The organism is Microcoleus sp. MON1_C1 (assembly GCF_036701945.1).
Classification (GTDB): domain Bacteria; phylum Cyanobacteriota; class Cyanobacteriia; order Cyanobacteriales; family Microcoleaceae; genus Microcoleus.
On record NZ_JAUBRO010000020.1, the window covers coordinates 63,781 to 77,058 of the forward strand.

At 45.7% G+C, this 13,278-nt stretch carries 13 protein-coding genes; 5 read left to right on the forward strand and 8 right to left on the reverse strand.

Going from position 1 to position 13,278, the window contains the following annotated elements; genetic code table 11:
- Positions 1-3 precede the first annotated feature (3 nt).
- Together QUA62_RS13460 and QUA62_RS13465 are read right to left on the reverse strand one after the other, a co-directional pair.
- Positions 4-570 (reverse strand): Uma2 family endonuclease, encoded by a 567-nt coding sequence (locus QUA62_RS13460; RefSeq protein WP_333404601.1) that lies wholly within the window; start codon positions 568-570, stop codon positions 4-6.
- A 222-nt stretch (positions 571-792) separates the two neighbouring features.
- Complete coding sequence (locus QUA62_RS13465; RefSeq protein WP_333404603.1) at positions 793-2,028, reverse strand: VWA domain-containing protein; 1,236 nt, start codon at positions 2,026-2,028, stop codon at positions 793-795.
- A 72-nt stretch (positions 2,029-2,100) separates the two neighbouring features.
- Here QUA62_RS13465 and QUA62_RS13470 point away from each other — a divergent pair, with 72 nt between their 5' ends.
- From QUA62_RS13470 to QUA62_RS13480, 3 genes are all read left to right on the forward strand, one after another.
- The gene (locus tag QUA62_RS13470) at positions 2,101-2,760 is read left to right on the forward strand and encodes an ATP-dependent Clp protease proteolytic subunit (protein WP_006632447.1); all 660 of its coding nucleotides are present in this window, start codon (positions 2,101-2,103) and stop codon (positions 2,758-2,760) included.
- Between the two features lie 156 nt (positions 2,761-2,916).
- Positions 2,917-3,510, forward strand: a complete 594-nt coding sequence (locus QUA62_RS13475) for an ATP-dependent Clp protease proteolytic subunit (protein WP_190657906.1) — start codon at positions 2,917-2,919, stop codon at positions 3,508-3,510.
- Between the two features lie 130 nt (positions 3,511-3,640).
- The gene (locus QUA62_RS13480) at positions 3,641-4,267 is read left to right on the forward strand and encodes a J domain-containing protein (protein WP_333404606.1); all 627 of its coding nucleotides are present in this window, start codon (positions 3,641-3,643) and stop codon (positions 4,265-4,267) included.
- Here the strand turns inward: QUA62_RS13480 and QUA62_RS13485 are convergent.
- From QUA62_RS13485 to QUA62_RS13500, 4 genes are all read right to left on the reverse strand, one after another.
- Positions 4,261-5,190: a serine/threonine-protein kinase gene (locus QUA62_RS13485; protein ID WP_333404608.1), complete on the reverse strand. Its 930-nt coding sequence runs from the start codon at positions 5,188-5,190 to the stop codon at positions 4,261-4,263. The two genes, QUA62_RS13480 and QUA62_RS13485, sit on opposite strands and share 7 nt — an antisense overlap.
- Positions 5,191-5,663: 473 nt before the next feature.
- Positions 5,664-6,395 (reverse strand): DUF7873 family protein, encoded by a 732-nt coding sequence (locus tag QUA62_RS13490; protein ID WP_333404610.1) that lies wholly within the window; start codon positions 6,393-6,395, stop codon positions 5,664-5,666.
- 170 nt (positions 6,396-6,565) lie between these two features.
- On the reverse strand, positions 6,566-7,519 hold the full coding sequence (locus QUA62_RS13495; RefSeq protein WP_333404612.1) for a hypothetical protein: 954 nt from the start codon (positions 7,517-7,519) through the stop codon (positions 6,566-6,568).
- A 10-nt stretch (positions 7,520-7,529) separates the two neighbouring features.
- On the reverse strand, positions 7,530-9,035 hold the full coding sequence (locus QUA62_RS13500; RefSeq protein ID WP_190657913.1) for an MBOAT family protein: 1,506 nt from the start codon (positions 9,033-9,035) through the stop codon (positions 7,530-7,532).
- A 307-nt stretch (positions 9,036-9,342) separates the two neighbouring features.
- Here QUA62_RS13500 and QUA62_RS13505 point away from each other — a divergent pair, with 307 nt between their 5' ends.
- The gene (locus QUA62_RS13505) at positions 9,343-9,597 is read left to right on the forward strand and encodes a hypothetical protein (RefSeq protein WP_190657915.1); all 255 of its coding nucleotides are present in this window, start codon (positions 9,343-9,345) and stop codon (positions 9,595-9,597) included.
- A gap of 3 nt (positions 9,598-9,600) precedes the next feature.
- Here QUA62_RS13505 and QUA62_RS13510 read toward each other — a convergent pair whose 3' ends face one another.
- On the reverse strand, positions 9,601-10,494 hold the full coding sequence (locus tag QUA62_RS13510; RefSeq protein WP_445301662.1) for an EI24 domain-containing protein: 894 nt from the start codon (positions 10,492-10,494) through the stop codon (positions 9,601-9,603).
- An 89-nt stretch (positions 10,495-10,583) separates the two neighbouring features.
- On the opposite strand from QUA62_RS13510, the gene QUA62_RS13515 reads away from it, so the two are divergent.
- Positions 10,584-11,375 (forward strand): 2-phosphosulfolactate phosphatase family protein, encoded by a 792-nt coding sequence (locus QUA62_RS13515; RefSeq protein WP_333404617.1) that lies wholly within the window; start codon positions 10,584-10,586, stop codon positions 11,373-11,375.
- Positions 11,376-11,508: 133 nt separating this feature from the next.
- On the opposite strand, the gene QUA62_RS13520 is transcribed toward QUA62_RS13515, so the two are convergent.
- The gene (locus QUA62_RS13520; RefSeq protein WP_333404619.1) at positions 11,509-12,924 is read right to left on the reverse strand and encodes a lipid-A-disaccharide synthase-related protein; all 1,416 of its coding nucleotides are present in this window, start codon (positions 12,922-12,924) and stop codon (positions 11,509-11,511) included.
- Between the last annotated feature and the right edge of the window lie 354 nt (positions 12,925-13,278).

Genomic DNA, 13,278 nt, shown 5'->3' on the forward strand with positions numbered 1-13,278 from the left:
AATTCAGGCAAAAATTTGAGCGACAGAACAACTAAAATCGGGCAACAAAGGCGAAGTTAGTTCATCATTGCTCAACAGCGTAGCAATGATCCTTAAACTTGCTTGTTCCCTGCGATAAACTTCTATTTGCTGCAATTGCCAATTCACAACCCAGTATTCCTGCACTCCTCGCACCGAATAGAGTCTGAGTTTCAAATCTCGATCGCGTCTATGATTGTCTGCACCGGGGGACAATACTTCAACAATTAACTCGGGTGCGGCGGTTAAATGGCCGGCTTCGTCTAGCAAGATAGCCAAGCGTTCATTGCTCGCCCAAACTAAATCAGGAATAACGTTATCAGCATCCGTGAAAATGATACCCGGATTGATTCCTGCTCGTCCTAAATTAGTCTCTCGCGACCAAGTATTAAGTTCTTGGTAGAGGTTGCCTATAGCCTGTTGATGACCCCAATGCGGTGCTCTAGTCACAAATAACTCTCCATCAATAATTTCGTAACGCTCGCCGTTATCGGGCAATAGTTCTAAATCGGCGGTAGTCCAGCGTACTTTATCAGATATTGTCTGGTTCATACAAGCACTCTTGATAGGTGATAGAAACATTCTAAACGATCGAGCTTCTACACGATCCACAGCTTGAAACAATCGGCATACACTGACTTTCGCTTTTTGCAAGCGAGACTCAGAATATTGAAACCCGCGCCCAGGCGGGTTTCGTTTTTGTAGAGGCGATTTCGCATCACCAAATTGTCCGATCGCCCAATTTAAAATTATTTAAAATTTTAAATCATCGGATTACTTCAAAATAGTTTTAGAAGCAATGCGAGTTTTCTTGCGATCGGCTTCACTCAATTGTTCACCAGATTGCAAGCGAGTAGCAGAGGTTTGCAGGACAGTTGCGGCACTTTTATCACCCATTTGCAAAGCAGTTTTAGCAGCAGTTTGCAGCATCGTAGCCGCACCGGCGCGATCGCCCTGTTGCAATCGGGTTTCTGCGAGTTGAGTTTGGCGGTATTTAGCCAAAGCTAAAATGTGCTGCTGTACCATCGGGTTAAGTGCCGGCTGATAAACTTTCAAGACATTAGCGGAAACTGCAACGGGATCGGAAAGCAAACTTTGACCGACAGTCGGATCGTCGTAGCGAATTTGCAATTGCCCGATCGCCTGTGTACCTTCGGGCAACTGTCCAATATAAATATTAGCCAAAACTACTCGCTCTATATCCTTCATTAAATCTCCCAAGCGCACCATAAAGCGATCGCCCTCTTGCTGTACCGGTAATTCGATCGTATCCGGGGCAACTTGGGCGATCGGTTTGAGTTCGGCTAACCGCACTTTTGGCATCAGGGAAAATAGCAAATAAGCATTAGTCAAACCTACACCTTGGACGCGGCTAAACAGTTTACCAAACTCGTCAACCGCATCTTCAGGACGCTGAATGTGAGCCAGAGCACCGCCGCCGGCATCAGCAATCTTTTCCAAAATATCTTGATTCCAGTTATCGCCAAATCCCAAAGAATTTAAAGTCATGTTGTAGTCTGCAGCCAGTTTCGCCAACTTCAAACAGCGGCCGTCGTCGCCGTGTTCGTTTTCGCCGTCAGTCAGCAGAAACGCCTGAGATATAGCTTCTTTTTTGCCTTTGCCCAACTCTTCAATACCTAATTTAATGCCCTCATCAATTGCTGTGCCGCCCGCCGAGCGCAATTGCTCAATTTGCCGTTTAATGCTACTGGGGTCTCCCACAATTTGATTGGGGACGAGGACTTTGGCTTTGTGGTCGAAAGCCACCGCGCAAAAGCGATCCCCGGGCTTCAACCTGTCTAGCAACCGTCCGGCGGCTTGTTTGACGGTTTCCAGGGGGCGTCCGCCCATCGAGCCGCTGTGGTCGAGAATCAGGCACAGGTTTAAGGGTACGCTGGAGTCGATCGAGCTTGCCATCGCAGACACTGAAATCGCTAGCTGGCGCTGGGTCGAGGGCGCGGCAGCGTCAAGGTTAGGGTCGTTTAAAACCGGGAGCAAACTAACTTTCATGCGGGATACCTAAAGATTGCGTTACTATTTCTTTAAGAATAGCTCCATCAGTTCAGGCAACATTTCGGTTATATGAACACACCAATTAAAGCTGTGCAATCGCCATACTACGGGGAAGGGAACTCTCGGACGCCACCTCCCGATTTGCCATCCCTGTTGCTGAAGGAGCGGATCGTTTATCTGGGGATGCCTCTAGTGCCTGCGGTAACAGAACTGATTATCGCTGAACTGTTGTTCTTGCAGTACGAAGACCCGGATAAGCCGATCAAAATCTACATCAACTCGACCGGCACTTCTGGTTACAGTGGCGAACCCGTCGGCTTTGAAACAGAAGCCTTCGCTATCTGCGATACGATCAGGTATATTAAGCCGCCCGTGCACACTATTTGCCTCGGTTCGGCAATGGGGATGTCTGCGATGCTTTTAGCGGCTGGTACAAAAGGCTTTCGGGCGAGTTTGCCACACGCTTCGATTGTGTTGCACCAACCCAAGGCTTACACGCGGGGTCAAGCAAGCGACATTCAAATTCGGGCTAAGGAAGTGCTGGCAAATAAAGCAACGATGCTTGAGATTTTTGCAAGCTGTACTGGCCAACCGATCGAAAAGATTACTAAAGATATGGATCGGTTGCTGTACCTGACGCCCCAGGAAGCTAAAGAATACGGTTTGATCGATCGCGTTCTTGAAAGTTCGGAAGAATTGCCGAAACCGCTGCCGGCTGGAGTCATCTAATTCGGTTATGGGTTATTAGTTATTAGTTATTGGTTATTGTTTATTGGTCATTATATAACCAAAAACTAAAAAACCTGAAATAACAAGTAACAAATAACTAATAAACCCGAACCAATTGCCCGCTCACCAATTACCAACTAAACGGAGTTCCGAATTATGCCTATAGGTGTGCCAAAAGTTCCCTACAAAATGCCGGGTGGTTATGATACTCAGTGGATTAATATCTACGATCGCCTCTACCGGGAACGGATTATTTTCTTGGGCAGGGACGTTGACGATGAAATTGCCAATCAAATCATCGCTGTGATGCTCTATCTCGATTCGGAAGATTCAGGTAAGGATATTATTTTGTACATCAATTCCCCAGGCGGGATGGTGTCGGCAGGCATGGCTATTTTTGATACCATGCAGCACATTAAATCGGACGTGGTGACGATTTGTGTGGGCTTGGCTGCTTCGATGGGTTCTTTCCTGTTAGCTGCCGGTGCGAAGGGAAAACGCTTAGCTTTGCCTCACTCGCGAATCATGATTCACCAGCCTTCTGGGGGGACGCGGGGACAAGCAACGGATATTCAGATTGAGGCGAAAGAGATTCTGCGGCTGCGCCACGAACTCAATAATATCTATGCTAAGAATACTGGCAAGCCGATCGAGAAAATCGAGAAGGACATGGATCGCGACTATTTCATGTCCGCTGAGGAAGCCAAGGAATACGGCTTGATTGACAGAGTGATCGAAGATCGTCCGTAAGTTATTTTTGCGCTTCAGTAGTGCGGGCAACCCTCGCACTACAACCTAGTTCGCAGTAAATTTTGGCAGAATCTTTACATTTAAGGATTCTGCCATATTTAATGGTACTATCAACGCTCATTCATGCTAAATGGATATTGCAGATTATTACCGACAGTTAGGACTGAGGTCTGGCGCGAGTTTATCGCAAGTTAAGGCCTCTTATCGGCAGTTAGCCAGACAGTATCACCCCGATGTGAATCCGGGAAACGAACAGGCTAAGAATAAGTTTATTGCTATTACTGAGGCTTATAAGTTCTTGGTGAATGTTGCCCCCCACCATGTTGCGGAGTCGAAAGTTGCCAATTCAACTGTGCCGCCTACTTGGACATCGGTGGATCGGGGGGTGAAAGCTCAACCGCAGGCAGTTAAAGTGACTCGAAAAGAGGCTGCCGTTCCATCTAATGCGGATCTGTCGGCGGTAGAACAAAAGTTAAAGCAAGATGCTTATTTTGAGCTGCAGCAGTTGCTGAAATATCAGAGGTTCCCGCGGGCGATCGCCTTGATTGAGGGTTTGGCCCAGCGGGTTCCCGAAGATTTGGAGGTGCGTCAGTGGCAGGCGATCGCCTATCAGCGCTGGGGACGGCATTTGATCGGAGAAAAGCAGGTTGATAAGGCGAGAATTTATTTGAAAAAGGCTGTGAAAACTGACCCTCACAATCGGGCTTTGTGGGCAGAAGTTGAGCGGGATTTTCGCCGGCTGGAAGAGATTTATTGAAGCGATGTTGTGTCCCCCTTTTGCAGGGGGTCTCCCTCATAAATTTTTAATTTTTCTAAAATAACTTGGGTATTTTCAGGTCGATTTTCTGGTAGCGGTTCGATCAATTCGTCGATCGAGTCGAGGAGTAACGGGTCAATATCTACAGCCTGGTTCCTCCAATTAATTTTACCAGTTTTTTCATTAACGGGAAAGTGACTTGGCTGTATGCCTGTTAATAAATGTACAAAAGTACGCCCTAGGGCAAAAAAGTCCGATCGCACGCCTGCTTTACCTAAAATTTGTTCCGGTGCGGCGTATCCAGCAGAACCTATGGGTGCGGTCTCTATATCTGCTTCTGTGGCGGCGCCGAAGTCAATTAATCTCAATTTCCCATTGGCTTCAACCATCAGGTTGGATGGCTTAATATCCCGATGTACTACATGATATTTGTGGATTTCCTGCAAAATATGAAGCATTTGTTGCAGCCAATCTAGAGCGAGATTTTGAGAAACAAACTGTTTTTTAGTTAAGAATTCTGCCAAGTTTTCTCCGGTAATTTTTTCCATCACCAAACAAGACAATTTCTGGAAGTTATGGGGGAGTTTAATTGGGAAATAACCGTCAGGTTCGACTTGGGGAACTGAACTCTTTCCGGCCAGCCAAATCAAAACTCGCGCTTCTTGCTTGAACAAGCGAACTAAATCGTGATTGTGGGTCTGTTTCAAGAGTTTTAAAATTTTGACAGTTCCCCATTCGTTTTCTCCGGTTCCCAAATCTTCGACTTCAAAGATGTCTGTGGGGCGTGCGGGATTGGGCGATCGCACTGGTTTAAGGATACGATAGCGATCGCCAATTAACAAATCCGTGCCGCAAGCCTGACAATTTTGAGCAGCAGCAGGATTTTCGCGTTGTTCGCAGTGAGGATTGATGCAATAAATCATCTGTCTTGATACGTCCAGGACTGACGGATTTAACGAATTGAATCAATTATTAGCATAAAACCCAGCAGTTCTGACCTTACTACTGGGTTTATATTTACCGCCCATTTGGGCACGCTATCACATTTAAGTCAAGGATTTAAGATTAATAGCATCGCGCTCTACCGATTGAGCTACCCCCCTGCGTTTGGTAGAGGGGGCTGGATATGAGCCAGCAACCTCGATGATGTGATTTTCCTGACATTCGTTTTAGCGATCGGCGGTGAATGCTGAGTTTAGAGTAATAGCTTGCTGTTGAATTTGTACGCAATGCTGCCTCTGCCAATTGGGCTACCCCCCTATTTTGATCCCTATTTTGGGTAGGAGGGACAGGAGTCGAACCTGCACTATCACATTTGTACGGTTTAAGTTGAAGTTTGAGTTTTAAATTGTACTCTGTTTATATCTTAAACCATAACTATCAAAAAAGCAAGCAATCAGCGAAAAATAAACTGAAAAATTCGCTCTCCCACTCTCTGTTCCTCAACTTCAGAATTGTTAGCTTCTTCGCGGGCGAACATAACAGCTTGCTGCAAGATTTCCACCCTTTGCAGCAACTCATTGATCCGCCGCGCTGGTAAAGCACCCGAAAACTTGACAGTCCGCCAATAGCCGATCGTAATATCTTCGTAATAAACATCGACTTGAGCCGGATGGTGTTCGGTAGCTTCAGCTTTAACGTGATTGCGCGGAGTTTTAAAAGTCTTGAGAGTTTGCACCGGTTCTGTGGCCCAACAGTCTGCCGAAGCATCAAAGTTCCAACTCTCGGAAGCATCTAAGACTGGAAGTTTTTTGATAAATGCTTGCAAATCTGCTAACTGCTTTTCAATGAATAGCAAATAGCTGACGGGAACTTCGCTCAAAAGCACGTTTCCGTCTACAGTTACGTCCGCGCGGGCGCTACAATTTTTCCAATCTTTGGTTGCGGTTACGTCGAAGAGTTTGGTCAAAATTTCAGTCGTTTTGCGGATAATCTCTTCTGCTTTGACTTCAACTTTTTTGGACTCTGGCGGCAGTTGTTCGCCCTCTTCGTCTTTGGGACGGTAAGTGCGGGAGATTCCCGAAAGCACAGCGGGCTTCTGGAGAGCTTTTTGAGCTTCTGCCAGTTCTTGAACCGAGCGGCTTTTGATGCCTTTTTCGATCGCAATAATCTGATTTAAGCGTGCCATTGTTCGATTTTATTGGCGCTGAACTCACATCAAGTCCGGTTGATTTTGATAATCAAATTGTTTGTCCTGTGGCTTTTAGGGCTTTGAGGACTTCAGTCCTCAGTACAAACCTCACGATCGTTCTTTAACCAAACTTGCTCACCTTGTAGCATCATTTACTTCAAAATAAATTACAAGCTTTCTTTTCTAGGCGCGGTGCCAAGAGATCCCGCCGCTACCTTGCTCAGCAATTTATCTCTCAAAAACTCGGCAAAATCTCTAGCGTCGCTGCGGATCAAGTGAACGCCGTCATTGGTACGCCATTCTCGCTCTTTCGGGGGTGGCAGCCACTCAAAACGCTCAGGCGGAAACAGCTTTTTAGCCAATTCTTGGACTTGTTTTTTCCTGATTGCAGCGTTAACTCGCGACTCTTGCGGTATGTCAAATAAAACTACTTTTGCACCGCTCTTCTTGTTAATTTCTGCGAGTTGACTTTTAATAAACTCAGCTTCTTTTTTTATATTTTCTGCATCTTGTTCAGACAAAGGTTGGCTTTGAATATCAACTATACTTTGGATAGCTTTTTGCGATAATTCAGGAGTAAGATTTCGACCTTCTAATCTGTCTAGAGCCTCTCGCGTCATTTTTTGATTCTGCTTCGATCGATTTTTGAAATAATCCACAAAAATGCTAATCGGACGGTATTCCTCTCTCATCATCGGTAGATACTGGCGTAACCAATAAAAAATAGGATGATACAAAGAATCTATTAATTCTGTATCTATTTTGCGAACAATAGTATCGTTAATTTCTACCAAAACGATAGGAGGCTTGCTTTTACTTCTTTTAACTATTTCTAAACCTGTCTGGCTCGCTCCTCCGCCTAAAGCTATGCTCTTTACGCCCTCTCCAATGTCTTTAATATTAAGGTTTGCAGCTAGAGAACTACCTACCATTACCATTTTCAGATCGGAATCATCCTGATATACATACCTTTGAGCTTTGACAATATTATTTTGAATCAGGCTAACTCCCTCGGAAGCTGGCAAAACTCCGCCGCTGACGAGCACTTGATAAAAACTCATGAGAAACAGAAAAATTAGTAGCGGGCGCAAAATCGGTCGCAACTGGAATTTGACAAACATAGAACACCTTCTAGAATTGGAAATAAATAAATTGTTTCGAGCTGCCACTGTTGAGGAATATCATTGCTAGCATAATTCCTAAAGCTAAATCTTGATAAAGGCTCCAGACTTTTTGACCGTTTTTATTTGAATCCTGTTTCATCCGATTTTGCCAAGTGGGAAAATGGGGAATGTGATAAATCACTACTGGTAGCGAAAAAATTAGCGTCGGAATAATGTGACTCCAACCGGGCTTGACTTTATAGTTGCGAACTAAAGTAACTGCGAAGTCAACCGCTTCTTCAAATCGAGGCAGTTTGAAAAGCAGCCATCCCACGGAAACAAAAGAGAAAATTCCTAAAACGCTAAGGCTGTCCAATAATAATTGCTGCCAGAGTGGTTTGGTTTCTGCTTGATTTGTTTCTGGCGATTTGTTTTTAGATTTGTCAAAGCCAAAAAAGCGTTCTACGGCTAAACCCAAGCCGTGATAAATTCCCCAAACTGCATAACTCCAAGCAGCCCCATGCCATAATCCTCCTAAAGTCATTACTATCATTAAGTTAACATAAGTTCTGATTTTTCCTTTGCGGTTTCCGCCGAGGGGAAAATATAGATAATCTCTGAGCCAAGTTGATAGGGAAATGTGCCACCTTCTCCAGAATTCGGACAGGGAACGCGAGATGTAAGGAAAGTCGAAATTGTCGGGAATTTTGTAACCCAAAGCAGCAGCAAAACCGATCGCAATTAAGGAGTAACCGGCAAAATCGGCGAAAATTTGTATTGAGTATCCAAACAGCAGTGTCAGGTTGGTAATAGTTCCAAATCCTTGGTAGTAGGGAAAGCTGATCCAAAAGGTATAGTCTTTTAAGTTGTCGGCGATGACCATTTTTAGGAAGTAGCCGACAACGAGCGAGCGAAAAATGAAATTCCAAGGAATGTCTTTAAAGTATTTAGGAACAATCTGGGGATAAAAAGTCTTGGATTTTAAAATCGGGCCTGACAGTAAATTGGGGAAAAAGCTAATAAAAAATGAAGTATTTAGCAGGTGTTGGCTAAAGTTGGGCGAGACGTAAGCGTTTGATTCTGTTTCGCTTTTGTTTTTTTGAGTCAGTACGTCTACGATTAAACTTATGCCTTCAAATGTGTAGAAAGAAATGCCGATAGGCAGAGGCAATTTTAAGAATAAATAAGCAATGCTGCCTTCGGAGCGAGCAATATTAAAAACATCGGTAACAAAGTTAGTTAGCAAACCAGCGTATTTAAACAAGCTCAAAATTAATACATTGAGAACTACTCCCGATAAAGCCCAAAAAAATCGCTGTTTTTTGTCAGAAATTCTGGCCACTTGAAAGCTAACTGTAGCGTTGATAATAATGGACAGTAGCAGGATCAGCAACAGTGCGGGGGCGCTCCAACTGTAAAAAATAAAGCTGGCAATTATCAGGATGGGAACCTGCACTTTTTGCAACGGAGGGAAATAATATATGGCGAAAACAATCGCAAAAAATACTAAAAATTCAATACTGTTAAATAACATAATTTGTGATTTCGCTCTTTTACGTAGCCTGTGACCCACTATATCAAGCCCCTGGGACTCATGGCAAGAGTGGCCCAGAACCCGATCGCGATCGCGCATCCTACCAAAGTGTAGCAAATATCACTCTTTGTTGGCGCTGCGACTACCTCTTGAGATAGATGCGGAAATCCCTCTCAGGGCGCGTTGTCATATCGGGAAATATTTCTTAACATATAGATAACAAAGGGAATCCGAGGAGACACCAAAAATCCTTAAGCCCTTGGGGTGCCCCGGTTAATCAGACTTTTCGCAAACAAGGGCTCAATCAATGAACAAGTCGCAAAACTCCGAAGTTTCAGCATTTTTGCCCATGCTCCAAAAAGGCATTTGGCTGTTTGGGATTCTCTCTTGGATATTCGGGCTGACAGATAGAACTATTGCACTATTATCTGACGGATATTTGTCGGCGATCGATATTGTCCAGCTATTTACAGCATCCTTTTTCTTCATTAGCTGGCTGTTGTTAAGCCCGTTTTTGGGTCTTAACTCCCAGAGTCAGCCGAAGGAAGAAGCATCTTCCTAGTTTTTAATTGGTAATGTTAGTTTCTCGATCGCTCTTTGTTTCTTCTGGGGCAAAACGGGCCGGCCAAATGCGATCGCAAAAAAACAAAGTTCCCGCCGTCACGCACAGCGGAATTGCCAACAGATTCAACAGGGGAATGCTCACCAAACCCAAACAAACCACACCAAAACTCCCGCTGGCCGGCAAACTCGCCCAAATTATCTTCAATTTCTCCTGAAAAGGTCGCCTCCGCCTCTCCAAAGGTGCATCTAAAAAGTCCAAACAGACAATAGTCGCGCCCAAAGCTACGCCACCCAAACTGCTAAGAATAGAGCCGACACCCGGCACCAAATGCAGCAGCAGCAGCGGTATGCCGACGCTCAACAAAATTTGTAGTTTTCGCAGTTCAAAGGCGATCGCCCTTTGAATATCCCCAAAACTACTCGCCAAATTCATTGGTGCTTCTGCGGGCAATTGACCGTTCCGCAGCAGTTCCAATTGTTCGGAAAGTTTGCCGTACCAGGGCGAACCTAAAATTACGCCAAACTGCACTAACAAAAATCCAATTATCAGCAAAAGTCCTGACACTAGGAGTACGCGCAGCAGCCAGCCGAAAGCAACTGTTAACACGCCGAGAAAGCTCAGCCAAGCTGGAAAACTCGCAATTAGAGCATTAAATCGGACGGACAAATCGGCAACTAAAACGTCTATCCCTGCCAAACTGGGAAATAGCAAGCTTAAATAAAGACCAATACCAATTATAAAATTTAGCACCAGGGGAACTAATACATAAGTCCACAGCTTGGGAGTTTGCAAAATCAGCGTGAAAGCTCGCAAAGGATAGGTGAAACCTGCGAGGAGTCCAATTGGTGCGGTAATGGCGGCGTGGGCGGGGTTTGAATTTAGCTGTTTTGACATATTTTCTGCTTTTGAGGACTCGACTCTATTTTCTATCATCCACTTTCCATTATTATTGCTGATGAGGATTTATCGCAGGTAGCCCCAAAGTGAAGCTTTTTATTTACCATACCCCGGAACTTACGCCAGCCGACAAAATGCCGGCTTGCGCGATCGCAGTTGATGTGCTGCGGGCGACTACGACAATGGCAACGGCCCTGAATAATGGGGCGGAAGCTGTCCAAGTTTTCAGCAACTTAGATAAGCTAATGGCCGAGAGCGAAAAATGGCCTGCAGATAAGAGGATTCGCGCCGGAGAGCGCGGCGGCGGCAAAGTTGAGGGATTTGACATGGGGAATTCCCCCTTCGACTGCACGCCAGAAAAGGTGACAGGGAAGCGAATTTTTATCAGCACAACTAACGGTACTCGGGCTCTGGAGCGAGTGCAAGCTGCTGCAACTGTGTTAACGGCGGCTTTGATTAACCGCAAATCTGTGGTGCAGTTTTTGTTAAATAAACAGCCGGAAACTATTTGGATTGTGGGTTCTGGTTGGGAAGGGAGTTATTCGTTGGAAGATACGGTTTGTGCTGGTGCGATCGCCCAAAGTCTGCTAGCAGAAAGCGGTATTCCTGCGAGCGATTTTGCTGGTAACGATGAAGTATTTGGGGCTATTGCTCTTTACCTGCACTGGCAAGATCGGTTGCACGAATTGTTGGAAAGAGCCAGTCACGGCCAGCGCCTCCTCGGTTTAGGTGTTATTGAAGATTTAAAATATTGCGCGCAAACGGATACTTTAGATGTGCTGCCGATGCAGCGAGAACCGGGAGTTTTGGTTAAGTCGGATTTTAAAATTCCTCAGGCTGATTTCTGGGTTCAATCTTCAGAAAAAACGGCGAATTGAAATTTTCTGCGAATGCAGTATTAGTAAGGTGCGCCTAGGCGCACCCTACGGAAATTAGTAGTTAGCGAACAAGATTTTTTTAAAAGAAAGTAGTATTAAAGATACTGGCCCGGAACACAAAATTGTTTGGTTCCTAGTGAATTGCAGGCAATTGAGAATTGCTGGATTCACCGCCGAAGCGCTGCATTAAACACTCGGCAATTCTGGCTGCTGCACCGGGTTCTCCCATGCGGCGCAATCCATTTTCAGCGATTAGCTGCAACCTGTCGGGGTCGCGGAGCAAAGACTGCACGGCGCCGGCAACTTCGGCGGGATGTTTGACTAAAATTAATGACGGGCCTAACAGGCGACTTTGAGCTTCTGCAAAAGCTGGAGTAAATTGCGGGCCGTTTCCGGGAATGGCGATCGCCGGTTTTCCTAAACCTACAAATTGTTCTGTAGCAGTTCCTGCCATTGCTATTGCTAAATCTGCTTCGTACAAACAATCGTTAAAACTTTGCTGAGTTAAAATCATCGTGGCGTTTCTCTGCACAAAGGTCAAGGGCAATAGCAAATTAGGAGATTCTTTCTGAATTTCTTGAGCGCTAGAAACAGGAGGTCGCAAAATACTTCCTTCTCGCCGCTGCGTTCGAGTTTCGCCTTCTTGTCGCCAGCCAAAAAATTCTAAACTAGGTCGCAAAGCTTCTAAGTTTAACTCTGGAGAAATGGCTCCGAAAAATAACAATTTGCGATCGGCAAACAGCGACAAAATTCCGGCTACAGCCTCTATTATTAGCAGCCAATTAGCATAGGCTTCCGGCGCTCTAGAACCGGGCAGTAAGGTGATGACGAGCGATCGCGACCTTTCCCGCAACTCTGCGTCAGGGCCGTAAAAACCGGCTGGATTTTCCGGTTGCAGTCCGTCCATCATCGGGTTTCCGAGATTGTAAGCGGGAATTCCCAGCTTTTGTAAAGTCTCGGCGGTTAGCGCGTCCCTGGCAAAAACGGCTCGACAGCGCGATCGAGTCATCAACCAGCGCTCCCAAGGCAAATAAACCGAGCGCGGGCAACCCCACCAACCAAAGACCCTGGATTTGCGAGCCAGAGGCCCGTTCTCGTCGCGCAAATAATACTCTGACTTGGCAGTACCGACAAAGGCATAGGGCGCGCCGCCGAGCCAAGCAAACAGCAGCGGTACAATATCCCCGCAGGCTAAAATAACGCCGTCTTGATTCCCAGACTGTTGTTGCGATCGCACCCAAGCGCGGATGGCTTTAAACTGAGCGATGGTTAACTGAAGCAGGCCGCCTTTGACATCGCGCAAAAATTCCCTCCCGTCCATGTAAATAAAGCCGCCCGAAGGCATCCGCTGCACCGGGCCGATGATGCGGGCGTTTTCTAGTTGAGCGAAAGCTTGCCCTTCACCCACTAGCGGAAACACGGCTAATTCTGGCGGATGCGGGTGCTGTTGCAGTTCCTGCAAGATGCGAAGGGCGATCGCGTCTTCTCCGTGGCCGTTACTGAGGCAAAGTAATTTCAATCCCAACTCTCTCAAAAACTCTATTGTCAAAAAATAGCCTGCAAACCCTGGGACTTCAGTCTAGGGATGGAAAGCAACTTTCCACTTTAGTTTACCAGAAAATTGTTGTTTGAAATAGTACAAAACACGGTAAGAGCGAACCCTATCCGGCGCCTATCAAAATCTCTGCTGTACCCAAAAAGATCTGGCATTTAACAGCAGTTGATCGGACTCTGCGAGGGCAACTTCTGAACCGGGAAAACAACTTGTTTAATGTTGGGAGTTACGATTGCATGCACTGACAATTGCGCGATCGACAATTGCCAGATATCCGGCTAAATAACGCGGCGCTAAGTTGCTGCACATCTAAATTATCTGTATGCAGCCAAGCTCTCAACCATGAGA

Coding starts and splice junctions, on each gene's coding strand:
- QUA62_RS13460 (WP_333404601.1), bottom strand. CDS start 570: ATGAACCAGACAATATCTGATAAAGTACGCTGGACTACCGCCGATTTA.
- QUA62_RS13485 (WP_333404608.1), bottom strand. CDS start 5,190: ATGATTTATTGCATCAATCCTCACTGCGAACAACGCGAAAATCCTGCT.
- QUA62_RS13465 (WP_333404603.1), bottom strand. CDS start 2,028: ATGAAAGTTAGTTTGCTCCCGGTTTTAAACGACCCTAACCTTGACGCT.
- QUA62_RS13475 (WP_190657906.1), top strand. CDS start 2,917: ATGCCTATAGGTGTGCCAAAAGTTCCCTACAAAATGCCGGGTGGTTAT.
- QUA62_RS13500 (WP_190657913.1), bottom strand. CDS start 9,035: ATGTTATTTAACAGTATTGAATTTTTAGTATTTTTTGCGATTGTTTTC.
- QUA62_RS13495 (WP_333404612.1), bottom strand. CDS start 7,519: ATGTTTGTCAAATTCCAGTTGCGACCGATTTTGCGCCCGCTACTAATT.
- QUA62_RS13510 (WP_445301662.1), bottom strand. CDS start 10,494: ATGTCAAAACAGCTAAATTCAAACCCCGCCCACGCCGCCATTACCGCA.
- QUA62_RS13470 (WP_006632447.1), top strand. CDS start 2,101: ATGAACACACCAATTAAAGCTGTGCAATCGCCATACTACGGGGAAGGG.
- QUA62_RS13490 (WP_333404610.1), bottom strand. CDS start 6,395: ATGGCACGCTTAAATCAGATTATTGCGATCGAAAAAGGCATCAAAAGC.
- QUA62_RS13505 (WP_190657915.1), top strand. CDS start 9,343: ATGAACAAGTCGCAAAACTCCGAAGTTTCAGCATTTTTGCCCATGCTC.
- QUA62_RS13480 (WP_333404606.1), top strand. CDS start 3,641: ATGGATATTGCAGATTATTACCGACAGTTAGGACTGAGGTCTGGCGCG.